The organism is Chryseobacterium sp. FR048 (assembly GCF_056844665.1).
This window is the reverse complement of the sequence record NZ_JBXDSE010000008.1, coordinates 173,085-198,210: the sequence shown is the minus strand read 5'-3', so window position 1 is coordinate 198,210 and position 25,126 is coordinate 173,085. Positions and strand designations below refer to the sequence as shown.

Genomic DNA, 25,126 nt, shown 5'->3' with positions numbered 1-25,126 from the left:
GGCAAACCTGCTGTTTTATTGCGTCTTATTTTTAACTACATTTGATGTGTTGAAAATTCTTTTTGTTCAATTCTCAAAATGAACAGACTGTACTGCATTTGTATAAAAAATTAAGATAATATATGGAAAGACCGCTTATTCTGGTTACTAATGATGATGGAATTACAGCTCCTGGTATCAGAAATCTTATCAGTTTTATGAACGAAATCGGAGAAGTAGTGGTGGTAGCACCCAACTCTCCTCAAAGTGGTAAAGGCCACGCTATCACGATCAATTCTACGTTGAGCTACGAAGAAGTTACCCTTGATGGTCCACAGAAAGATTATTCCTGTAGTGGAACGCCTGTAGACTGCGTAAAAATGGCACTTGACAAAATTCTGACAAGAAGACCTGATATTGTCGTTTCAGGAATCAATCATGGAGCCAATTCGTCTATCAATGTCATTTATTCCGGAACGATGTCTGCTGCTGTAGAAGCGGGTGTGGAAGGAATTCCTGCTATTGGATTCTCTTTATTGGATTTCAGCTGGGAAGCAGATTTTACCCAGGCGAAAGACTATATTCAGAATATTGTAAGAAGAACGCTTGAAAACCCAATGCCGAAAGGAATTGTTCTGAACGTCAATATCCCGAAACTTCCTGCCTCAGAAATAAAAGGCGTAAAAGTCTGCAAACAGGCTCATGCAAAATGGGAGGAAAGCTTCGACGAAAGAGTTAATCCGCATGGAAAAAAATATTACTGGCTGACAGGCTATTTCAACAATATGGATGATTCTGAAGATGCTGATGAAACAGCTTTGGCGAACGGATATATCTCTATTGTTCCTGTAAAGTTTGATCTTACGGCTTATGAGTATATGAAAACTCTGGAAGAAGTAATGGTTTTTGACACCGCAAAGGAGGCTCAATAATTGTTATTTAAAGATAGAAAAAGCGTGAAATAAAACTTCACGCTTTTTTATTGTTTATTATTTTTTAAAATAACACCTTATCTTCTTTTCTCAGCTCCTCGAGATAATTCTTTTTATCGTCTCTGTAGAAAAGATTCATCGTTTCAAATGGGATTAGTTTCAGATCTTTATTTACAATGTGTACACATGACTTTTTCACTGCCCGTACATCAAAATCATGAGCATCCATAAAGTTCATGATGATAATTCTGAACAGGTTATCATAATCCAGTTCAGGAGCCGATACTTCCGGTAAGCAGCAAAGCAGCTGGTTTACTTTAGGTTTTACTTTATCTACAGAAATCCCGGTGCTGAAAATATCGAGTAATTGCATATGCAATCCTTTATCCTGTTCATAAACAATTGTATTTTTGGATTCATTGTTCAGAAGATCTGCAGGATTGATATATCGGGTCAATGGAATGATCTCTCCTTCAAGCTTTAAAATATACCCCATTGCCAAAGCATCCGGATTACAAGGCACCGGAATGATGTCATCAGAATTCAGAAGAGGAAACTGATTGAGAATCTCCTGTCTCACCTCCGTTAATGTAATTTTCTCGTAAGCAGAATCTTCTCTGTTCCGGCCTGCAATCTCTACCGGTTGAAAGGTAATTCCTCTTACACATTTCTGCTTCAGGGCAAATTCAATGATCTTTCCGATCTCGTCTATATTTTTATCTTTTTGAAGAACGATAACCAAAGTGGTGGAAAGATTGAGTTCATTCAGTTTTTCCAGCGCTTTCATTCTTACTGAGGTAAGATCTTTACCTCTGAAATCTTCAAGTACCTCCGGCTTAAAGGAATCAAACTGAAGATAAACTTCAAATTCCGGAGCATAGGTTGCCAGTTTTTCAGCAAACCCCGGATCATTGGCAATCCTTATCCCATTGGTGTTCAGCATGAGGTGCTTAATCGGTTTGGACTTAGCAATATCCATAATTTTGAAAAACTCTGGATGAATGGTAGGTTCTCCTCCACTGATCTGAACAACATCCGGCTCACCTTCATTTTTAACGATGGTATCAAACATGGCTTCAATCTCTTCCAGGCTTCTGTGGCTTCCATAATGTGGAGAAGACATCGCATAGCAGGTGGGACACGTAAGATTGCAACGGTCCGTAACTTCTACAATAGAGAGGCAACTGTGCTGCTCGTGATCTACACAAAGTCCACAGTCATACGGGCATCCGTATTCCACATCTGTTCCGAAATGAAGAGGCATTTCAGAAGCTTTGTTATAGTTTCTGATATTTTTATAATAATGAACATCAGAAGCAATTTTCGTTTTGAAAAAGCCATGATCCGGACATCTTTTGGTCATAAAAACGGCTTCATCTTCTATGATAATCTTTGCTCCTACCCTTTTCAGGCATTCCGGACAAAGGCTGATGGTATAATCGTAATAGGTATAGTTTCTTACCGGCATAATCTAATTTTAAAATCCTTATCCACAAATATAGCCACTGATAAGACCACAGATCAAAAGGCAAATCACAAAGGTCTGTATAAACTGTTTTCTAGTGAATTTCTTATCGCCTTTCCTTTCATAGATCAGTTTTACAACAAAAGTGACAATAATGGAAATAAATACTGCCCCTAAAATCAGCATTCCGATGATCAGAATGACTAAACCTAGCAGATTTCCAGCTTCTAAAATGGTTAAAGTTTTCATCTTGAATATTTTAAATAGGGTGACTGGGTATTTTTAATTGTATAAATGTAGTAAATAATTACCCAAATACATACAAGCTGAATCGTTCCGAGGTTCCCGGCAATTTCTACCCTTGGTTTAATGAAATCCAAAAGGAATCTGAATGTAAAATAGCTCAGCATGAAGAGCTGAAAAAGAAAGCCCGGATGGTATTTTTTATGATACTGAATATATTTTAAGCTTATCCAAAGTAGTATCAGAAAGCCAATTTCATACAACGCAACAGGATGTCTCAGATATTGATCTCCTAAATGCATTCCAAAAACAGAGTCTGTAGGAATACCATAGGTTTCTTCGTAAATCCCGGTTAGAAAACAACCCACTCTTCCGATGATAATGGCCAGCATTAAAGGAAAAACAATAAGGTCTCCAGTGCTCTCTTTATGATGGACAATCTTCTTTGCCAGCTCTACTCCCAAAAGACCAAAAGCCAGCCCCCCTACAATGGTATTGCTGGACCAGAATTTCTGAAAACTGAAATTTTCAAATATCGTATAAGGATTCTCCAGGTTTCCGATCAGCTTGGATCCCAGTAAAGCGCCTGCTGTAGCTCCTATCAAAACAGCTGCAGAAGTATTAAAAGACAGTTTTTCACTGGATTTCCTTTTGAGATAAAAATAATAGCGCATACCTAGAAACATTCCAACAGCCTCAAAAAGAGGATGCGCAAGGATCGTTTTACCGAAAATATGAAAAGTTACAGGAAAATCCATCGCTTCAAAAATAATCTATTTGAGATTATTTACTACCTTTATTCTGACAAATAATTACAAAATGCGCATAGAATATGACATAAAACTGGGGTTCAAGGATGTAATGTTCCGCCCCAAACGTTCCACTTTGAAGTCTCGTTCAGAAGTAGATTTAGAAAGGGAATTTATCTTTAAACACACTCGCAAAAAATGGAATGGAGTTCCAGTGATTGCAGCCAATATGGACACAGTAGGTACTTTTGAAATGGCTGTAGAACTGGCAAAAGATAAGATCATCACAGCAGTACACAAACATTATACGCCTGAAGAATGGAGCCGGTTTCTGGACAGCCAGCCGGAAAGTATTCATCAGTATATCGCCTTAAGTACCGGAACCGGAAAGGCAGATGAGGAAAAAATCCGCCTGATCCTCGAAAAGCACCCTAAAATTGAGTTTCTCTGTATAGATGTAGCCAACGGTTATTCTGAGCATTTCGTTGAATTTGTGAAGAAGGCAAGGGCTAATTTTCCTGATAAAATTATTATTGCGGGAAATGTAGTGACCGGAGAAATGGTGGAAGAGCTTCTTTTGGTAGGGGCAGATATTATAAAAGTAGGCATCGGGCCTGGATCAGTGTGTACCACCCGTGTAAAAACAGGAGTTGGTTACCCACAATTATCTGCTATTATTGAATGTGCGGATGCAGCTCATGGTCTGGGTGGTCATATTATTGCTGACGGCGGATGTAAAGTTCCCGGAGATGTTGCAAAAGCCTTTGGAGGTGGCGCCGACTTCGTTATGCTGGGCGGAATGTTTGCCGGTCATGATGAAAGTGGTGGTGAAATGATCGAGGAAAACGGCAAAAAATACCGCCTGTTCTACGGAATGAGTTCAAAAACCGCTATGGATAAACATTCCGGAGGGGTTGCAGAATATCGTGCTTCTGAAGGAAAAACGGTGAAAGTAGCTTATAAAGGCCCTGTTGCCGAAACGGTGAAAGATATTTTGGGTGGCGTGCGCTCTACCTGTACGTATGTAGGAGCATCCAAACTGAAGGAACTTTCTAAAAGAACCACATTTATCAGGGTTCAGGAACAGGAAAACCAGGTTTTCAAAGACTAAAAAATACTATAAAACAAAAGCCTTTCGGGATTTCGAAAGGCTTTTGTTTATTTTGTTCTGATATATTTCTTTTCAAAATATTTCTGAAGCTGGTCATTGATAAAACTTTCATCTTCATTTTCTGAAGCCATTTCAGCAAAATGTAAAATCCTTGGAGTTACTTTTATCTTTTCAACTACAACAGAATCTTTAGGAGAATTTTTAATGGTATGGACTCTTTCATCCATTTCCCTTTTATATTCTTTCAGATCTGTGGTACAAAGTTCCATAGCTATATTGGAAGCATTAAGATCTATATTAAAATATGAATATTTCTCTGGAAAAATCTTAAGTTCAGGAAGGAAAATAATGAATAATGAAACCCACCAAAGCCTTTTAATATTCTCGATTTTAAATATAAGCAACAACGCAAAAGTGATGAAGAAATAAAATATTATATTTTCAAACTGTCTTGCAATAGAATTGAGTAAATACCCTGTAAAAAGCAAAGGAATCAATGAAATACCCCAGAACAGGACAGCCTTCTTAATTGTTATTTTCTGAGCAATATTTTTAAGCTCTTTTTCAAAAACTTTAATAAATAACGGGATTACCAAAAGAACTTTAAAGCCAACATATGCTGTATTGGCCCCAAAAAGGGCAATTCTTTTCAGCCATTTCATCAATCCTCCTTCAGCATCTCCCATCCTGTTAAAATTACCGGGAGCCAGAAAGCTTACAAGTAAAAATACAGTTCCTACCAATAGAAATAGCAAATTCTGCTTATTACTTTTCTGATAATACATTACCAGTAACAGGCCTTCAAGAATCAAAGCCAACATTTCGTTGGATCCCATCAGAAGTATAATCAGAAATAGAGACAGAAAATTCCATACCTGTTTTCCGGTATCTTCATTTCTTTTGAAAAAATAAAGAAGCAATCCAGATAAAATTACTGGCAGGTAGTAAATATTAGCACCTGTTATCCAGAAATAATGCTCAGGAATACTTACCAGAAGTATGGTATAAAAGAAAAAAAGCATAAGGCTTTTCTTTAAAGCTTCTACGGACGAATATCTGAAATAAGCTTTAAAATTAATGACTGAAACACCAATGAAGGAAAGCATTAAAAAAAGCGGATATACTTTGGGAACAATCCCGCTCACATCATAAGCAACAGGATTGAGCATATTTACCGTGTATCCAAAATATCTCCCACCCCAATACAGATAGGTATGGGTAAAGTTTCCCCAAAGTCCTTCTACACGGGTACCGTAGGCACATATATAATCATCGGTCTGGTATACATTAAACATGCTAATATACACCAGACCGATACATAATATAACTGATAAGAATAATACAATATTCTGTACTGTTTTCATCTTTCTACGTCAGCATTCCTCCATCTACATTAAGAGTCTGCCCGGTAATATAAGCTGACATCTCGCTGCCAAGGAATACGCATGCATTGGCAATATCTTCAGGCTGCCCACCTCTCTTCATCGGAATTTCTTCTCTCCATCCTTGAACTGTTTTTTCATCCAGAACAGCCGTCATTTCCGTTTCAATGAATCCCGGAGCGATAGCATTACATCTGATATTTCTGGAACCCAGCTCCAATGCAACAGATTTTGTAAATCCTATTACCCCAGCTTTAGAGGCTGCATAGTTTGCCTGTCCGGCATTTCCTTTTACTCCAACTACTGAAGTCATATTGATAATAGATCCTGATCTGGCCTTCATCATCGGTTTGATCACCGCTTTTGTAAGGTTGAAAACCGAATCCAGGTTTACTTTGATTACTTTATCCCAATCTTCTTTGGACATTCTCAATAACAGGTTATCTTTTGTAATCCCTGCATTATTGATCAAAATATCAATCTGCCCGAACTCCGCCATTACTTCTTCCACCAATTTCTGAGCTGCATCGTAATCTGATGCGTCAGACTGATATCCTTTGATTTGGGTTACAGAACTTAAAGCTGCTTCTAATTCTTTAGCTTTGTCTACAGAGCCAGCATAGGTAAATGCTACTTTTGCCCCTTGCTGAGCAAAGATTTCAGCGATACCTTTACCGATTCCTCTTGTAGCTCCGGTAATTAGTGCTACTTTTCCTTCTAATATTCTCATATCTATTGATAATTATTTTTTTATAACTCATTCAGCTTGTGAGAGCTGACTCATACAATATATATAATTCCCTCCGGAATTAAACGGTTTGCAAAGATATTATAAATTGTTATTCAACACATTCAAATCATTAAAATACTGAACTTTTTTGATGAATTTCTTTTATATTAGTTAAAGCCTGACAGCATTATTTTTAAATCTTGTGAAATAAATAAAGTCGGATTTTTTATTCTTATCCAATTTCAAAACTTCTTTCTGCCACAAAAACTGATCATAAACAATTTCTTTCAAAGGTTCATGCTGGAAATTAGAAACCCCGTATTTCCCGTCTTTTTTTACAACGATTTCATTTTCAGCATTGCCAAACGTGATTATATCTTCGTAAATGAACGGTACAATTTCTGTTCCTTTTCCATTCAGAATACCATAAAAACCTTCTGAATTTTTACAGACAAGCGGTTTTGAGTATTCATTGAGAAAGCTGAAATAGTCAACATCTTCATCCTTGATCAGGCTGATATTCCTGAGCTCTGTCATAGACTGATCTGCTGCTGAAAATTTGTAATACCTATTCTCTTTCAGAACAATAAGACTTTCAGGATAAAATCCGATAATATTGACTCCTTCACCTATAACGTTCTTAAGGTCTTTATCCAGAAACTTTTCTTCATTTCCTTTTTTGAGGTAGATAAAGTTTCTTCCGGAAATGCTAAAATTCCTGATATAATCATATTCCTGAGGGCTAATCATATTTCCCTGCAGGTCAATAATCCCGGATTTTTTTGATTTCTCATTGTATGTACTGAACAGATTCCCGAATAGAGGGTTCAAATGGATAAAATTATTGGGATAAAGCTGACGGTCTTTCTTGTTAAAAACCGTTGTTTTGTTGTTTTTAATCAGATAAATATATTCTTTCTTCCCAAAATATTCAGGGGTGATCTCTTTGAAAACTTCATCTGCAATTATATTTTCTTCTGTATCAATAAGCCCGTATTTTCCGGTAGCTTTATTTCTGGTAATCAGATAAGGATATGCATTAATGTCTACTATCTGCTTCGAAAATTTATGTAGAGTTTCCCCATTGCTTCCGATGATCTCAGACTGATGATCTTCATTCGTGATCAGTGCTCTACCGTCTTCAAAGCTGTAATATTCTTTGAATTCCCGGTCGCTAATCTGTTTCCCGCTAAAATCATACAGAAACCATTTTTTATCTTTTAAAACAAAAAATCTGTTCTTTCCGGAAAACCTGATTTTATCTGAATAAGGAATGATTTCTTTTCCGTTATAATCATAAACAGCTTCATTCCCCTGTTTTGAAGCAATGATCCGTTCTTTACTCCACCATGGGGTGTCGAATTCCTGATCATCCAAAGGAATCAGTTCGTTGCCTTTTTCATCAATAATCGCTGATTTTCTTTTGCTGCCAACCTCCGAATAAAGAATGAACCTATTTTTAAAAGCATGTAAAATACCCCCTTTATAAGGAGATTCAAAGGTAATAGTACCCAATGAATCTACAATTCCCTGCTTTTTAGAATCCGGATCATAAACTGTTCCATATCCTTCTGAATAAGAACTGACCTCCTTCCCTGTCTTTTTCGACAGAATCACTTTCATATATTGGTTAGTCTGTGCTACACAGGCTGTAGAACACAATACAAAAATAAGCTTCTTCAATGAAAATCAAATAGAATTGTTGACAATAAGAACGATTTCTCCTTTTAAAGTTTTGGTTTTAGAGAACTCAATTAATTCATTGATTGTTCCGCGTTTAGTTTCTTCAAATTTCTTAGAGATTTCACGACTCAGGCTTACTTTGGTTTCTTCTCCAAAGAATTCTTTGATCTGTTCCAATGTCGTATTGATCTTGTGAGGACTTTCGTAAAGAACGATTGTTTTTTTCTCCTCAGCAAGCTGCTTCAGCTTTGTCTGTCTTCCTTTTTTCTGTGGTAAAAATCCGGCGAATAAAAATTCGTTATTCGGAAGTCCTGAAACCACAAGAGCTGGAATCAAAGCAGTTGCTCCCGGAAGGCATATCATTTCGACACCATTATCTGCTCCGGCTTTTGCCAGCAAATATCCGGGATCTGAAATCCCCGGTGTTCCTGCATCGGTAATAATAGCGATATTCTGACCGTTTTTAAGGTCCGCAATCACTTTCTCTGTTGCCTGGTGCTCATTATGCAAATGATATGATCTTAAAGGCTTGGAGATTTCAAAATGTTTTAAAAGTATTCCGGAAGTTCTGGTGTCTTCACACAAAATATAATCTACTTCTTTCAGGACGTTTACGGCTCTGAAGGTCATATCTTCCAGGTTCCCAACCGGTGTGGGAACAAAATATAGGATTCCGCTCAAAATTATAAAAATTTATTTTCCACCAATATCCAAAGTCTCTGGGCATATTCATCCACCTTATTCCATTTTCTTTCGTAATAAAGATCGCTCAGATATTCTTTAGCTTCTTCCAGGGTTCTGAAATGGTTCAGCTGGGCTACGGTTTCATTCAGGTCTGCCTGGCTTCCGTCAAACAACATTTTGGAGAAGGCAATTCTGTCATTCAGATCCAGTTTGAATTCCGGCTTCAACTTTTCAGCCTCCATAAGATGGGTAGGAATATTTGATTTAAGGATACTGCCTGTATCTTCTTTCATAGTTTCAGGCTGTTCTTCTTTCTGCGACGTTTCTCTTTCCAGAGGATCGTCATCAAAAAGCGATTGAACTGCTTTTAATCCTTTGATATTGGCTAATTTTATTTTTCTCTCCTGATGATATTCGTCTAAGTTTTCAAAACTTTCATCAGAAGGATGTTGGTCTGTTTCTTCGGGAACAGGTTTGTCAATATCCATTATTTTCCTTCTGTCATAGACTTCGGCAAGGATATTTTCTTCTTTTTTATCTTCTTCAGAATGGTCATTTTTAATCTCATTCAGAACGTGTTCCACATTAGATGTTTCTGTAGTCATCTCCCCTTGCTCTATCGAGGTATGGGAAATAAACTCTACTTCATTTTCTTCAATCAGTATTTCATCATCCAGCATTTCCGTATCAAAAATACTTGGGATGATTTCTTTGGGTGTATTTTCTTTTACCTCATTTACTGCTGCAAAATCAGTTTCTTTTTCTTTGGTTTCAGCAAGGTAATCATCATTGATGTCTATTTCGTTCAGCTGATTATTGAAGATGGCTTCTTCTTCCGTAACTTCATCATTGAACATATCTTCGTTAATATCTTCATCTGAATCAGGAGTAGCATCGGCAAGAATTTTTTCTTCATCCACAAAGCTTAAAATAGCATCACGAGGTTCTTCAGTTTCACTCAAGTGGTTACTGAATGCAGTTTCCTCTTCATTGAGAGATGCTTCTCCCTGAGATTCAACTGGATTTTCCATATTGTTTTCTTCTACAAAGCTTACAATATTTTCATGGAATTCATTTTCAACAATTTCATTCAGCTGGTTGTTGAAGATAGCCTCTTCTTCCTCCGGTTCCTCTGCAAAATGTTCATGCTCATCAATTTCGTTCAGTTCATTATTAAAGATGGCTTCTTCTTCTGTAACCTCATTTCCGGAGTCATGATAGTCTGCTTCTCCGGACGCAAAAGAAATATGTTGATTTTCCAGATGATGCGCCGGTTCATCCGCCACAAAATATTCCATATTTTTTTCCAGCAGTTTCAAAAAAGAAATCCTGTTAGCAAGCTCATCTACAAGATCTTGCCTGGAAAGTAATTCGTCTACGTTATGTATTTTGTCCAGATTATCAATGATATTCATGGATTCAAAAAAAATCTTTTCCTTTAAATCTTGGATATTCTGCATAATAAGATTCTTATTAAAATTGCTTACTTTTGATGTTAAAAATATACGGCTAATTTAACAAATGTTTTTAGAAAATACAATTAATCATTCCAAACAAAGTGGTTGGATGGAAGTGATTTGTGGCTCTATGTTTTCGGGAAAAACCGAGGAGCTGATCCGCAGATTACGAAGGGCAGAAATGGCAGGACAGAATGTAGAAATTTTTAAACCGAAACTGGACATCCGGTATTCTGAAGAGGATGTCGTTTCTCATAATCAGAATAAAATTCGCAGTACTGCAGTAGATAATCCTAATGAAATTCTGCTGCTGGCTTCCAATTGTGATGTGGTAGGAATTGATGAAGCCCAATTTTTCGACGAAAGCATTGTAGATATTTCCAATCAGCTTGCCAACAGCGGTATCAGAGTAGTGATCGCAGGGTTGGATATGGATTTTTTAGGACGTCCGTTCGGGCCAATGCCCAATCTGATGGCGACAGCCGAATATGTTACAAAAGTGCATGCTATTTGCAAGAGAACAGGTAATCTAGCCAATTATTCTATGAGAACGTCTCAGGGAGACAATCTTGTAGAACTTGGTGAAACTGAGAGCTATGAAGCGGTAAGCCGCAGGGTTTTTATTGATGAAGTACTTTTGAAAAGAAAATAAAAGGTGAAAAGGCTGAACAGTAAAATTGCTGAATAGCAAAAACTGGCAGCCAAAAACCATACATATATTTATTACTTAATATTAAATGATAAGCGGAAAAGCTTTATTGTAAAATAGGAAAAAAGGAAATGGGGTTATGTAGTGACCTTTATCCTTTTTGCAGTTTTACCTTTTTGCCGTTCCGCATAAAAATAAAGCAGAAAGGGTACCAATGAACTACACAGTACAGCACATTGCAGAGATCACCAATGCACAGGTTATTGGAGACGGAAGTATAATGATCAGAAATATAGCCTACGACAGCAGGATTATCTATTCTACAAAGAATACGGCATTTATAGCCATCAATACGCATAAGAATTCTGGTGAAAAATTTATTGAATCTGCAATTGACAGAGGTATCAATGTCATTATTTCCGAGCATCACGATCCCGAATACCAAAATGTAACCTGGATCATAGTTGAGAATTCCGTTGAGTTTCTTCAAAAATTAGCCAAATATCATTTTGAAAATTCTCATTTAGAATCTATCGGAATCACAGGAAGTAATGGAAAAACCATTTTAAAAGAATGGCTGTATCAATGTCTGTGGAATGAATTTCCTACTGTAAAAAGTCCGAAAAGTTTCAATTCTCAGATTGGTCTTCCCCTTTCTCTACTTCAGATCAACAGCTCACACAAGCTTGGAATTTTTGAAGTGGGAATTTCAAAGCCGGATGAAATGGAAAAACTGGAAAATATTTTCCATCCTCAAATTGGGCTGCTTACCCACATCGGAACTGCTCATGCTGCCAACTTCTCTTCCGAGGAACAACTGATTGATGAAAAAATTAAACTTTTCAAAGATTCGGAAGTCATCATATATAATGGTGACCATTCTTTGGTTGACGAAAAAATAAAAAAAATCTATTCGGAGAAAAAATTAATTTCTTACGGATTCAAAAAAGAGAACAAAGTCTTCATCAAAAATAATATTTCCAAAGATGAAAACATCATCGTTGAATATTTTGGTGAAGAAATCAGTTTTCCGGCCCATCAGAGAGACGAAGCGACGTTAACCAATGCTATGGCGCTTATTACCGTCCTCAAGGAACTGAACATCGAAAATAAAAAGATCGTCGAAAAAATCAACCTTTTAAAGGCCGTCGAAATGAGGCTTGAATCCATCGAAGGAATTAAAGGGAATATTATCATCAACGATTCTTTCAATCTTGATCTGGATTCTTTAAAGACTGCCCTTCAGTTTCTGAACGAATACAACAAATCCGGAAAATCTTTAGTCCTTACAGATATTGTTGGGGTAAATGCAAATTCAAAAGAATTGTATGAAGAAGTTTCCGACCTTGTGAACGAGCAGCGTTTCGATTCGGTATTCCTGATCGGTGATGAAATTTCAAAGTTTAGTGAATTATTTAAATCTAAAACCTATACTTTCATAAATACTAAAGAGTTGATTGAAAGTAAATACCTTAGTGAAATAGAAAATCAGATTATTCTTCTGAAAGGAGCCAGAAAATTTGAAATTGAAAAATTAAAAGATATTCTTGAGCTCAGAAAACATGATACTGTTCTGGAAGTAAACCTCAATGCGATTCTTCATAATATCAACTATCATAAGTCACTGCTGAAACCGGGTACCAAAATGATGGCTATGGTAAAAGCCAATGCTTATGGTCTGGGAAGTTATGAAGTTTCGGAATTTCTACAGCATCACCACATCGATTATCTTGGGGTGGCCTATGCTGATGAAGGGGTTGAGCTTCGCAAAAAAGGAATCACTACTCCTATTATTGTAATGAATCCTGAACAGCACAGCTACCAGACCATCATTGAATATGACCTGGAACCAGAAATTTACAGCTTCAGAGTGCTGGAACTGTTTTATGAAGCGGTACAGAAATCAGGATACGACAAAAAATATCCTATCCACATCAAACTGGAAACGGGAATGCACCGTCTTGGTTTTAAAGATTTTGAATTGGATCAGCTAAGTGAAACTTTAAGCCAAAAAAATCTGAAGGTTCAAAGTTTGTTCAGTCATTTGTCTTCTTCAGATATGCCGGAGGAAAAAGAATTTACTTTAAAACAGTTCGAAGTTTTTGAAAAGAACTCCAGCTATCTGATAGAAAAACTGGGCTACACTCCTATCCGCCACATCCTGAATTCTTCGGGAATTACAAGCTATACCGATCATCAGTATGATATGGTAAGAATCGGTATTGGAATGCTGGGTGAATCGCCAGACAATGAAATTCAGAAACAACTACGGTCCGTGGTAAGTTTTAAAACCGTAATTTCACAAATATCTATGGTTGAAGGTGGAGAATCTGTTGGATACAGCAGACGCTATAAAGCGGATCATCTTACAAGGATCGCTACAGTTCCGGTAGGATATGCAGACGGAATTCCTAGAATGATCGGAAATGAGGTAGGAAATTTAGGGGTCAACAAAACCCTGGCTCCTATCGTCGGAAATATCTGTATGGATATGATGATGATCAATGTAGACAATATTCCTAATGTAAAAGAAGGTGATACTGTAACGGTCTTCAACACCAAGCCAAGTTTAAAAGAATTCGCAGGCTACTGCAAAACGATAACCTATGAAGTATTAACGTCCATTTCGCCTCGGGTGAAACGGATTTATATAAAAGATTAACTATGAGAAAACTCCTGATTCTTCTTTTCGTATTCCAATTAGTATGGATTCAATCTCAGATAAAAAAAAATCTGGTGATTCCGAAAAACCCAAAAATAGGACTGTCGCTTGCCGGTGGTGGTGCCAAAGGTTTTTCACATGTCGGAGTACTGAAAGTCTTAGATTCATTGGGAGTGAAAGTGGATTATATTTCAGGAACCAGTATGGGCGCCATCGTTGGCGGTCTGTATGCTTCCGGCTACTCGGGCAAGGAAATAGAAAAAATTGTCATGGATACGGATTTCTATTCTCTTATTATGGATCCGAAATCCAGACAGGAAGCCAGTTTTTTTAATAAATCCGTAGATAAATACCTATTATCTATTCCCCTCAAAAACGGAAAAATTACACTTCCTTCCTCCATCAGTACGGGACAGAGAAATGTCTATCTTCTTAAAGAGCTTTTCAAAAATGTTTCGAATATTGAAGATTTTTCTAAACTGCCTATTCCTTTTCTATGTGTTGCTACCAACCTGGAAAGCGGAAATATGGAAATATTTGAGAAAGGAGACCTTGTACAGTCTATCATGGCCAGCTCTGCCTTTCCTTCTTTAATGGATCCCGTAAAAATTGGTGACAGTATTTATATCGACGGAGCAATGACGGTAAACTATCCTTCAAAGCCATTAAAGGATAAAGGAATCGATATTGTAATCGGTATAGACCTTAACCAGGATCTATCCAAAAGAGAAGATTTAAACAACATTATAGCGATTCTGAACCAGGTTATTGATTTTGGAATAAAAAGGGATACCAGAAAACAATACAGGTATACAGACATTAATATCAAGCCCAATCTTAAAGGCATGTCTGCTACAAGCTATGATGACAAGAAAAAAATACTGGATAGCGGCTATGTGGAAGGACTGAAATATTCCCAAATCCTAGACCAGCTTCCAAAACGGCCGTTTGACCGCCTCAGACAGCGCATCAATCCTATTTATTCCAACGTTTATAAGATTGATAGTATTTCTATTGAAGGCAGTAAAATTTACGGTAAAAACTACACCCTGGGGAAAATGGGACTCCGCCTCCCCTCTTTACAAACGTATGGAAGCATCAATAAAATGATAGATAAACTGGTTGCCACAAACAACTACCGTTTTATCAATTATGATATTGTTCAGGAGAATGATGCCAATTATCTGAAGCTTTACGTCACTGAAGATGATGCCCGACATTTTTTAAAATTCGGTCTACATTATGATGAAGTTTTCAAGACGGGACTTCTTTTGAACTATTCTGCCAAAAGACTTTTATTTAAGAACTCAAACCTTTCTCTTGACGTGGTCGTAGGAGACCGTTTAAGATATTATCTGAACTACTTTATTGATAACGGATATATTCCGGGGTTTGGGCTTTATTCTTCAGGAATGAGCTTTGATATTAAAAATGTAGACAATTATGTAGTAGATCGATGGGAATGGATCAGAAATGAAGCTTATATACAGTCTATATGGAAGGATAAATTTGCCATTGGAGGTGGTATAAGCCACGATTATTTCAAGGCGGAAAACAGCAATGGAGACAACAGACGTTACAGCCGTTTTTTAAATCCTTATATTTTTATCAAAACCGATACTCAGGATGATAAGGAATTCCCTACCAAAGGGGTTTACTTTGCAGCAGAAGGAAAGGTAGTGGATCTTTTAAAGTCTGAAGTTGATAAGAGAATCATTCAGATCAAGGCAGATCTTAAGGTCAATATTCCTCTTGGAAAACAGTTTACTTACCGTCTTAATCTCTTCGGAGGCATTACTATTGGGGATCATCTCCCTGCCTATTATCAATACAGATTGGGAGGAATTTTTGAACAAAACTTAATTAATTTTAAAAGCTTCGGCGGGTTTTACTTCGCCCAGCTTTATACAAATAATGTCATATTAGCTTCAAACGATATTCAGTTTAAGTTTAATAAAAACTATTTTATCAGTGGTAATTTCAGCTTTGCTAACCTATCAAACGATATAAAATTTGAAGATGCAGTTAAAGTAAATTATAGCTCACTGGGACTTACGGCAGGTTACAAATCTCCTTTCGGGCAGATCAAAGTCAACTTTAGCCACTCACTAAAAAACAACCAAAAAGGGATATTCAGTGTTATTTTAGGACACTGGTTTTAAAAAAATGATACAGTTCTTTTATGAAAATTTACCGGAATCGGTAAATACGGATTACAAAAAATGGCTGGAAGATCTGATTCTTTCAGAAGGAAAAAAAACAGGTGAAATCAATTACATTTTCTGTGATGATGAATATCTGCTTAAGATCAATCAGGATTATTTACAGCATGATTATTATACAGATATTATCACTTTTGATTATGTAAAAGGGAAGACAATTAGCGCTGAGATTTTCGTATCTTTGCAGCGCATTTCAGACAACGCCTCTACCCTTTCCCGAGATTATGAAGATGAATTAAGAAGAGTTTTAGCCCATGGTATTTTGCACCTTATAGGCTATAAAGACAAGACGGAAGAAGAGGAAAAAGAGATGCGAAGAATGGAAGATTTGTACTTAGCCAAGTATCGGGATTTAAAGATTTAAAATTGAACAATCACTTAAAGTCCGATATGTAAAGTACTCAATTATAGTAATAATATAACTTTACCTAGAGTGCATTCTTCAAAAATGTTTCACGTGAAACATTGGTTATAAAGATAAGGTTTAAAGCTTAAAACAAGCGAGATAAAAATGATTTCAGAAATATATGATGTGATCGTAGTAGGTGCCGGACACGCGGGTTGCGAAGCAGCAGCAGCGGCAGCCAACCTGGGTTCAAAAACACTACTCATCACCATGAATATGCAGACCATCGGACAGATGAGTTGCAACCCCGCAATGGGTGGAATCGCAAAAGGGCAGATCGTAAGAGAGATTGATGCAATGGGTGGATATTCCGGAATTGTGGCAGACAAATCTGCTATCCAATTCAAGATGCTGAATCTTTCAAAAGGTCCTGCCATGTGGTCCCCAAGAACCCAAAATGACAGAATGCTTTTTGCCGAAGAATGGCGATTAGCTTTAGAGAATACTCCCAATCTTGATTTCTTTCAGGATATGGTAAAACAACTGGTTGTTGAGAACAATAAAGTAACCGGAGTAATTACTTCTTTAGGAATTGAGATTAAAGCAAAATCTGTAGTTCTTACTAACGGAACTTTTCTAAACGGATTAATTCACGTTGGAGACAAACAACTAGGTGGTGGAAGAATGGGTGAGCCAAGAGCATTTGGTATCACGGAACAATTGGTGACTTTAGGCTTCGAAGCCGGAAGAATGAAAACCGGTACTCCACCGAGAGTGGATGGAAGAAGTCTTGATTATTCAAAAATGGAAGAACAGAAAGGAGATGAAAATCCTCAAAAGTTCAGCTATCTTGATACACCAAAACTGACAAAACAATTAAGCTGCCATATTGTATATACCAATGAAACGGTACACGATATTTTGCGTGAAGGTTTTGACAGGAGTCCAATGTTCAATGGAACCATTCAAAGTTTAGGTCCAAGATACTGCCCAAGTATTGAAGATAAGATCAACCGTTTTGCAGAAAGAAACAGACACCAGCTTTTCGTAGAACCGGAAGGATGGAGAACAGTTGAGATCTATGTCAACGGATTCAGCTCTTCTCTTCCGGAGGATGTACAGATCAAAGCAATGAAACATATTCCAGGATTTGAAAATGTAAAAGTTTTCCGTCCAGGTTACGCTATTGAATACGACTACTTCCCTCCTACCCAACTGAAGCATACCTTAGAAACAAAATTGATAGACAATTTATATTTCGCAGGACAGATCAACGGAACCACAGGATACGAAGAAGCAGCAGGCCAAGGCTTAATTGCCGGAATCAATGCTCACAATAAAATTCACGAAAAAGATGAATTTATCTTAAACCGTGATGAAGCTTATATCGGAGTACTTATTGATGACCTGATTACCAAAGGAACTGAAGAACCTTACAGAATGTTTACTTCACGTGCCGAATACAGACTTCTATTGAGACAGGATAACGCAGATATAAGGTTAACTGAGAAAGCTTATCAGCTAGGATTGGCTAAAGAAGACAGATTAAGACGAGTTGAAACCAAACTATCTGAAAGTCAGTCACTTGAAGAATTTCTTCGAGAAACTTCTTTAAAACCAGGCATTATCAACCCTATCCTTGGATCTATTGACAGCAGTCCTGTAGATCAGGCCTACAGAGCAGCTCAGATTCTTACCAGACCTAATATGACTTTAGAGAAACTGGATGAGATCGACTTCATTAAAGAAACTTCATCAAAATACAATGAAGAAGTAAGAGAGCAGGCTGAGATCAACATCAAGTACAGAGGTTATATTGAAAAAGAAAAGGAGAACGTAGCCAAGCTAAACCGTCTGGAAAACATAAAAATCCCAGAAGACTTCGATTACACGAAGATTTCAAGCCTTTCTGCAGAAGCAAAACAGAAAATGTCTAACGTACGCCCGAAGACAATTGCACAGGCAGGAAGAATAAGCGGGGTTTCTCCGGCTGACATTAACGTTTTACTAGTGTATTTAGGACGTTAAAAAGAAAATGTTTCACGTGAAACATTTCCAATAATAAAAACGAAAATTAAGGTATTTATAAAGCTTATCAAGATTTATGAATATCTTAATTTTTTAAATATAACAGATAACGACTTCAATGAAAATAAAAGATCATTTTCTTTCACAGGAAATATTCGAAATAAAGGAAACAGAAACCAAAGGAGTGTACAAAACCTCCCCTATCCCATCCAATATTTCCAGATACTACGAAAGTGAAGATTACATTTCCCATCACCAGGATTCCGGAAGCCTGAAAGAAAAATTATATAAATTTCTTCAGTCTTTCAATCTGCAGTATAAGAAAAATATTCTGGTAGACAGAATCAAAAAAGGATCAAAAGTTTTAGACTATGGATGTGGTGCCGGAGAGTTTGTAAAGTATATAGAAAATGATTTTGAAACTTTAGGTTTCGAACCGGATGCAGATGCAAGAAAAGCAGCACAGGGAAAAATAACAAAAGCAAAGATTCTGGATGATGTTCAAAAAATTGAAGACAAAAGCTTAGATGCAATTACCTTATGGCATGTATTTGAGCATATAGAAAATCAGGATGAAATGTTGAATATTTTTCACACGAAATTAAAAGACAAAGGTCTTCTTGTTATTGCTGTTCCCAACCCTACTTCCTATGATGCGAAACATTATAAAGAATATTGGGCAGCTTATGATGTACCGAGACACATCTATCATTTTTCTAAAAACGGAATGGAAAATCTCATTTCTAAAAAATCAGATTGGAAAATGAGAAAGATCAAACCTTTGGTCCTGGATTCGTACTACATCTCAATGCTCAGCGAAAAATATAAAAAATCACCTCTATTTTGGCTAAAAGCAACGATCTACGGAACAATTTCGAACGTAAAAGCCCTTTTTTCGAATGAATTTTCAAGTTTGATATATATTATCGAAAAAAGATAGAAAATCGATTTTTAAGCCGTTTCTGAAGGCCAATTTTCAGTATTTCGAACCAAAAAAATTAAAAACTCAGGAAATTATTCCTGAGTTTTTTTATAATATAACCCTGCATCAAAAAAATATACTTTCGAAAAAAAAATTTAGAAGCCAAAATTCAAAATTTGGACACAGTACCTATACAACTCCCCTACTCCATCTTAAAATAAAAATTTTTAAAAACATCAAATTCTAAAAAACCAATCCACATCAAATTTTAATTTCAAATTTGAAACAATTTTGTTTTGAGAGGGCACTTATAGAAAATTTGAGAGAAAAAGGAGAAAAATTCAGATTTCAAAAGCTAAATCCAACAGAAACACCTTATTTTAAGACTCATTTTTATTTTATATACAAATACTCGGAAAAGTTAAGAAAATCGATTTTTGAAGCATTTCTGGAGGTCAATTTTTAGCGTTTTTAATTGAAATTACAAAATGAACTCAAAATTTAAACAAACTGAATATTTATAAAATAACAACTCAATAATTTTCTTATTAATTTCTAACCTTAAAAGTTCCAACGAAAAAAATCTCAGAAAAAATTACACCCACTACTCTTTCAATTAAAATAAAAATCTTAAAAAAATTATTTACTGCAATTATTAAAAAATCAGAATTTTTATAAAAACTGTACGCTGATAAAAATTTTCAAAAAACAGAAAACAAACATTCTAATTAAAAATTAAAACTAACTGAAGTGATCATAAAAAAAATTAATGAAAATCAATTCAAAAAATTTTTAGTTTTCTCAGACTATAAAGAAGCAAAGCTGTACCAAGATTAAAAAAATAATTTTCTGCAGAGACAATCCAGCAAGAAAAATATATAAGTTAATTTTTAAAAAAACACTTAGTTAACTTATAATCAATGCATAAATAAGAAACAAAACAGGTTAAGTGAATAAAAAAAAATAATTATAGTAAATTGAAAAAATAAAAACAAAAAAAAATATTTAAAACAACTTTAAATATTGATTAACAAATAATTACAAAGCCATCACTCCTATATGAAATATTAATTATTACAATAAATAAATCATGTAAAACAGGCAAATAATAAGATTTAAAAATACAAGCTAAAACACAGAAAATCAATTCTAAATAAAAACAATTTAATACTAAACCATTAGCTTTGTAATTCAAACTATCCCTTCTCAAAAATGTGTAAGTTGTTCTGCCCATCTATAGCCGCTATATAATCTCCTACGTTCTGGGGGCACTTATAAAATGCATTCCCACTATTTTTATTTTCCAGAATAAAAGTCCAGGTAAAAGAAAGAGACTTAAGATCAAAACTTCCGATAAGATTGGGAAAAGTGTTCCCATAGTAGCCAAAGAAATAAATACATTGGTTTTCTTCCGAATAATGACAATTTTTAACAAGAATATTCTGATCAGCAAAATTGATACTTTTAAGGATACTTAGATCAGAAGAAGAGATTTCCATATAAAAATCACGACCTAAGAACACAATATCACCATGATTATTGATAAAATAATTCTTGTAGAATCCCATCACTTCATTTTGAAAATTTTTCAGAATTTCACCAGTCTTCTTACTGATTTGTACTATTCTACCCTCCTCTCCAATAATAAAAATATAATCATGATAATCAATACAATCTGTAACGTTCTCAATACCTAATGAATCAAAAGGCAGATCCCATAGCTTATCAAAATTATAATCTAAAAACTCTACTGAATTACTTTTTAAAAATAGAATATTTTTACTTGAGATCCAGATAATTCTGCCATTTTCATATTGCTCTTTAAGAATAATAAAATCATCCTCAGAAGCCGAAAAATAGCCAATATCCATGTAAAAAGTATGGTTTAAATAAGTAGCGTTCTTATAGCCAAAAATAAAGTCCTTTTCAACATCTGTTTTAAGCTGCACATCATAGGCCTGGAAGTCTTCAATAGATACTACTTCCCCATTCGTATCATCTATAAATTCAACTTTATCATCAGACAAGGCAAGAATTGCAAATGCTCCATTCCTGATGATTTCTCCTCGAGTTTGTGAATTTGTCCATATCGTATGGTCAAAATCTAATGTCTTAAAAGTATGTTTTTTCTCTTTATCGTATAAATATGCCGCTTCAGGAAATAGACCTTTAATAACAATATTCTCTATTATTTTCTTTAATTTCAAGCTCACTGGTTAAATGGTTATTAGTTAAAATGTACTTGAAAAGTATAAAAAATAGCTCTCCAAAACAATTAAAAATTACAGTTTTTTAGCTAAGATTTCAATACCCTTTATTCCAAAAAAAAACATAAAATAAAGCTGAAGTTCACGAATAAATATTGAGAAATAATTGAAAATCTAACAGGTCTGAAGCTTAGAAAAACATAAGTTCCACGAAATGAATTGACTATTAAACATCATAACCTTAGGTTATATCTAATAATAAAAGAAACCACTATCAATTCAGGATTTCACAATGAGAATTTGGATATAAAAAAGCCTGCTAATATTATTAGCAGGCTTCGAAATATTGAATTTTATTCTCTATTAATTGTTGATTGCAGCTACTCCTGGAAGCTCAAGTCCTTCCAGACTTTCAAGCATTGCACCACCTCCGGTAGAAACATAACTTACCTGATCTGCATATCCGAATTGCTTAACGAATGCCACACTGTCTCCACCTCCTACTAAAGAGAAAGCACCTAACCTTGTTGCTTCAGCAATACTTTCTCCAAGAGCAACAGTTCCTCCGGCAAAGTGAGACATTTCAAAAACTCCGATCGGGCCATTCCAAAGAATTGTTCTTGAATTCAGTAATACATCATTGAACTGATCTCTTGATTTATGACCTGCATCCAGTCCCATCCATCCTTCAGGAATAGCATAAATATCTGCTTCTTTTCTTTCAACATCATTACTGAAACTTTCTGCAATGATTGCATCAGACGGTAAGTATACTTTTACTTTATGTTCTTTAGCTTTTCCTAAGATCTCAAGAGCAAGAGGAAGTTTATCTTCTTCTACTAAAGAGTTTCCGATTTTTCCACCAAGTGCTTTAATAAATGTAAACGCCATTCCTCCACCAATGATCAGATTGTCTACTGCAGGAAGAATATTTTCTATAATAGTGATTTTAGTTGAAACCTTAGATCCACCAAGGATTGCTGTAACTGGTCTTTCGCCGCTTTTCAATACTTTATCGATTGCCTGAAGCTCTTTAGCCATTAGTAAACCGAAATATTTAGTTGATGGAAAATATTTTGCAATTACAGCCGTTGAAGCATGAGCTCTGTGAGCAGTTCCGAAGGCATCGTTTACATAAGCATCTCCTAATTTCGAAAGTTGCTCAGCAAAACCTTCATCCCCTTTTTCTTCTTCATTGTGGAAACGTACATTCTCTAACAATAAAATTTCACCCGGTTTAAGATCCGCAGCAGCCTGCTCAGCTTTTGCACCAATACACTCGTCAACAAATTTTACTTCCTGTCCAAGAACGCTGGAAACTTCACCTAGAATATGCTTAAGAGAAAACTCATCCTTAACTTCTCCTTTTGGTCTTCCAAGGTGTGTCATCAAAATAACAGAACCGCCATCGCTAAGGATTTTTTCAACCGTTGGTTTCACCGCAACAATTCTGGTATTGTCAGTCACATTCAACTGGTCATCCTGTGGAACATTGAAGTCAACTCTTACAAGAGCTTTCTTATCTTTAAAATTGAAGTCGTTAATTGTTTTCATTTTTATATTTAGATTTATTTTTTTCTGAGATCTCAGAGAATCCCCCATCAGCCTCAGATGGCATTGCAGCAAATTTCGGCAGGGACAATTCCATAAACTTCTTTGATTTTTCGTTTCACAAATGTAAGGTTTTAAACTTTTTCAACACTTTGATTAAAATAAAAGTTTTCAAAAACTTTCCCCGAACCCAATCACCCATTAATCAACAAATCTTTTCTCTTTATAAAAAAAAAGAAAGCTGTTGTTGTTATGTATTGTTAGTAACGGGGATAAGTTTTTAGCTTAAAGTTGACCATACTCAACTGGTAGGGAATTCATATTTAACTCACAATATAAATATCTGTAAACCTGCTATTTCACACACTTATTCACAATTGTTGATAACTTTGGGCAAAAATCAATATTAGTTATTTTACTATGGAGAAATCTGGGGATAGCTGAAGAAAACATCTGGAAAGTTGTGGTGAAAACTTTCAGAAAGATTTTCTAATACGAAATAAATTGATCTTTAAAAATAGAAAGTTGATAAAAGTTTTCCACACTTATTAACATACCTTTTAACAATTAACCCCCGGTTTACTAACACGAATTGTTATTATTCTTACCTTTGTAAGGAAATAAAATCTATAAAAGCTTAATAAGAGTATTATGAAAAGAAAAATTGCTATCGCAGCGGACCATGCAGGCTATGAATATAAGGAGATTGTTAAAAACTACCTTTCAGAACAGTTTGAGGTTCAAGATTTTGGCACGTTTTCCACAAACAGTGTGGATTATCCGGATTTTGTACACCCTGCTGCAACCTCTGTGGAAAACGGAGAAAATGAGCTGGGAATTTTGATCTGTGGAAGCGGAAACGGGGTTCAGATCACGGCCAACAAACATCAGAAGATCAGATGTGCACTTTGCTGGATGCCGGAGATCGCAACATTGGCAAGACAACATAATGATGCCAATATGATTTCCATGCCGGCAAGGTTTATATCAAAGGAACTGGCGATAGAAATTGTAGATAAATTTCTTTCAACAGAATTCGAAGGAGGAAGACACCAAAACCGGGTTGATAAAATCGCAGTTTGCTAAATATACTAAGGTCTGTAATTTGAATTGCAGACCTTATTTATTTTTTATTCGTACATTTGCATCACCAGAGATAGAATTTACCACTCTATTATTTCCATACCGGTCCTTTATTTATTTTTAAAAATAGATCAAAGGTTTCTCCCGAAATTTTCCTCATATCTTGTATTGTGCTTTTAAAACTAAAATTATAGTTTTGTATTGGATTGAAAAGAAAAACTAAAAATTAAGATTGAACAAAAATCAAAATTATTGTCATCATTAAATTGCTTACAAAAGATCCGGGTCGGGTCAGACCGATTCTGTGATAGATGAATTATTCTGACTTGATCATTGAGTAAACGGATTTGGAGAGAAAATTGATAGACTAATATTAACGAACACTAAATAACCATGAAAATAAAAGCTTCTTTATTATTACTGTTAGGCATAAACGTTGCCTATGCCCAGGAAATAACAGATAAGGATCTTTTCAAAAAGTGCAGAAAGGAATTCAGTAAAAAGGTTTGTCTTTCTGACGAAGACGGTGATACAATTCCATTATATCTGGATCAGTGTCCTAAAGAATCAGGCCCTGGGGAAAATAGCGGCTGCCCGTGGCCGGATACTGATGGTGATGGTGTGGTTGATAAAGATGATGCCTGTCCTACAATAGCCGGACCCATAGAAAATATGGGGTGCCCTTGGCCGGATACCGATGGTGACGGAATTTTGGACAAAGATGATCGATGTCCTACTGTACCGGGTGTGGTAGAAAATGATGGCTGCCCGGCCCGTAGAAATCCTCACAGGTTTAGCCAGGAAGAGCTACAAAAAATAAAAGAAGACTTTTTGAAGCAGATTCAAAATAATAATTATCATGCAGTAGCAGATCTTATTTTTAAGAAGATACTTACTAAGCCTTTAAAAAAGAATAAGATCATCTATATTACAGTATTGGATGTTTCGGTACCGGGATGCGGATCAGATGATACCGATTATTCTGATAATAGGCTGATCAATGAGCTGATCTTTAAAACATTTTGGGATCATAGAAATTTC

Annotated in this window: 19 protein-coding genes and 1 pseudogene; 10 read left to right on the top strand and 10 right to left on the bottom strand. The window is 35.7% G+C overall.

Going from position 1 to position 25,126, the window contains the following annotated elements; all coding sequences use genetic code 11:
* The first annotated feature begins 122 nt into the window (after positions 1-122).
* Positions 123-911 (top strand): 5'/3'-nucleotidase SurE, encoded by a 789-nt coding sequence (surE, locus tag AC106K_RS21380; protein ID WP_482447467.1) that lies wholly within the window; start codon positions 123-125, stop codon positions 909-911.
* Between the two features lie 64 nt (positions 912-975).
* Here the strand turns inward: surE and AC106K_RS21375 are convergent, their stop codons facing one another.
* Genes AC106K_RS21375 through AC106K_RS21365 form a run of 3 tightly spaced genes read right to left on the bottom strand, consistent with a single transcriptional unit; the run spans position 976 to position 3,377 of the window.
* On the bottom strand, positions 976-2,379 hold the full coding sequence (locus AC106K_RS21375; RefSeq protein ID WP_482447466.1) for a radical SAM protein: 1,404 nt from the start codon (positions 2,377-2,379) through the stop codon (positions 976-978).
* Positions 2,380-2,397: 18 nt separating this feature from the next.
* The gene (locus tag AC106K_RS21370) at positions 2,398-2,625 is read right to left on the bottom strand and encodes a hypothetical protein (RefSeq protein WP_482447465.1); all 228 of its coding nucleotides are present in this window, start codon (positions 2,623-2,625) and stop codon (positions 2,398-2,400) included.
* On the bottom strand, positions 2,622-3,377 hold the full coding sequence (locus tag AC106K_RS21365; protein ID WP_482447464.1) for a prolipoprotein diacylglyceryl transferase: 756 nt from the start codon (positions 3,375-3,377) through the stop codon (positions 2,622-2,624). The genes AC106K_RS21370 and AC106K_RS21365 overlap by 4 nt, the downstream gene beginning before the upstream one ends.
* A 61-nt stretch (positions 3,378-3,438) precedes the next feature.
* Here AC106K_RS21365 and AC106K_RS21360 point away from each other — a divergent pair, with 61 nt between their 5' ends.
* Positions 3,439-4,479 carry a GMP reductase gene (locus AC106K_RS21360; protein WP_482447463.1) on the top strand — a complete coding sequence of 347 codons (1,041 nt, stop codon included), beginning with the start codon at positions 3,439-3,441 and terminating at the stop codon, positions 4,477-4,479.
* A 47-nt stretch (positions 4,480-4,526) separates the two neighbouring features.
* Here the strand turns inward: AC106K_RS21360 and AC106K_RS21355 are convergent, their stop codons facing one another.
* From AC106K_RS21355 to AC106K_RS21335, 5 genes are all read right to left on the bottom strand, one after another.
* A complete protein-coding gene (locus tag AC106K_RS21355) occupies positions 4,527-5,843 on the bottom strand; it encodes a hypothetical protein (RefSeq protein WP_482447462.1) in 1,317 nt (438 codons plus the stop codon).
* A 4-nt stretch (positions 5,844-5,847) separates the two neighbouring features.
* On the bottom strand, positions 5,848-6,591 hold the full coding sequence (fabG, locus tag AC106K_RS21350; protein ID WP_482447461.1) for a 3-oxoacyl-[acyl-carrier-protein] reductase: 744 nt from the start codon (positions 6,589-6,591) through the stop codon (positions 5,848-5,850).
* Between the two features lie 171 nt (positions 6,592-6,762).
* Positions 6,763-8,274 (bottom strand): WG repeat-containing protein, encoded by a 1,512-nt coding sequence (locus AC106K_RS21345; protein ID WP_482447460.1) that lies wholly within the window; start codon positions 8,272-8,274, stop codon positions 6,763-6,765.
* 6 nt (positions 8,275-8,280) lie between these two features.
* Positions 8,281-8,955, bottom strand: a complete 675-nt coding sequence (gene rsmI, locus AC106K_RS21340) for a 16S rRNA (cytidine(1402)-2'-O)-methyltransferase (RefSeq protein ID WP_482447459.1) — start codon at positions 8,953-8,955, stop codon at positions 8,281-8,283.
* Between the two features lie 2 nt (positions 8,956-8,957).
* Positions 8,958-10,418 carry a hypothetical protein gene (locus tag AC106K_RS21335; RefSeq protein WP_482447457.1) on the bottom strand — a complete coding sequence of 487 codons (1,461 nt, stop codon included), beginning with the start codon at positions 10,416-10,418 and terminating at the stop codon, positions 8,958-8,960.
* 61 nt (positions 10,419-10,479) lie between these two features.
* Here AC106K_RS21335 and AC106K_RS21330 point away from each other — a divergent pair, with 61 nt between their 5' ends.
* From AC106K_RS21330 to AC106K_RS21305, 6 genes are all read left to right on the top strand, one after another.
* The gene (locus AC106K_RS21330) at positions 10,480-11,067 is read left to right on the top strand and encodes a thymidine kinase (protein ID WP_482447456.1); all 588 of its coding nucleotides are present in this window, start codon (positions 10,480-10,482) and stop codon (positions 11,065-11,067) included.
* 211 nt (positions 11,068-11,278) lie between these two features.
* Positions 11,279-13,726, top strand: a complete 2,448-nt coding sequence (locus AC106K_RS21325; protein WP_482447455.1) for a bifunctional UDP-N-acetylmuramoyl-tripeptide:D-alanyl-D-alanine ligase/alanine racemase — start codon at positions 11,279-11,281, stop codon at positions 13,724-13,726.
* 2 nt (positions 13,727-13,728) lie between these two features.
* Entirely contained in the window at positions 13,729-15,888 is a 2,160-nt protein-coding gene (locus AC106K_RS21320) for a patatin-like phospholipase family protein (RefSeq protein WP_482447453.1), read from the top strand.
* Between the two features lie 4 nt (positions 15,889-15,892).
* Positions 15,893-16,312 carry an rRNA maturation RNase YbeY gene (gene ybeY, locus AC106K_RS21315; protein WP_047095101.1) on the top strand — a complete coding sequence of 140 codons (420 nt, stop codon included), beginning with the start codon at positions 15,893-15,895 and terminating at the stop codon, positions 16,310-16,312.
* A gap of 147 nt (positions 16,313-16,459) precedes the next feature.
* Positions 16,460-18,322 carry a tRNA uridine-5-carboxymethylaminomethyl(34) synthesis enzyme MnmG gene (mnmG, locus tag AC106K_RS21310; protein ID WP_482447452.1) on the top strand — a complete coding sequence of 621 codons (1,863 nt, stop codon included), beginning with the start codon at positions 16,460-16,462 and terminating at the stop codon, positions 18,320-18,322.
* A gap of 118 nt (positions 18,323-18,440) precedes the next feature.
* Positions 18,441-19,262, top strand: a complete 822-nt coding sequence (locus AC106K_RS21305; RefSeq protein ID WP_482447451.1) for a class I SAM-dependent methyltransferase — start codon at positions 18,441-18,443, stop codon at positions 19,260-19,262.
* Positions 19,263-20,440: 1,178 nt separating this feature from the next.
* On the opposite strand, the gene AC106K_RS21300 is transcribed toward AC106K_RS21305, so the two are convergent.
* Both AC106K_RS21300 and AC106K_RS21295 read right to left on the bottom strand, forming a co-directional pair.
* Complete coding sequence (locus AC106K_RS21300) at positions 20,441-21,451, bottom strand: hypothetical protein (protein WP_482447450.1); 1,011 nt, start codon at positions 21,449-21,451, stop codon at positions 20,441-20,443.
* A 363-nt stretch (positions 21,452-21,814) separates the two neighbouring features.
* Entirely contained in the window at positions 21,815-23,005 is a 1,191-nt protein-coding gene (locus tag AC106K_RS21295; protein ID WP_482447449.1) for a phosphoglycerate kinase, read from the bottom strand.
* Positions 23,006-23,653: 648 nt separating this feature from the next.
* Here AC106K_RS21295 and rpiB point away from each other — a divergent pair.
* Positions 23,654-24,088 (top strand): ribose 5-phosphate isomerase B, encoded by a 435-nt coding sequence (gene rpiB / locus AC106K_RS21290; RefSeq protein ID WP_167027954.1) that lies wholly within the window; start codon positions 23,654-23,656, stop codon positions 24,086-24,088.
* Positions 24,089-24,601: 513 nt separating this feature from the next.
* A pseudogene (locus AC106K_RS21285) lies at positions 24,602-24,856 on the top strand (thrombospondin type 3 repeat-containing protein); the annotation flags it as partial.
* Between the last annotated feature and the right edge of the window lie 270 nt (positions 24,857-25,126).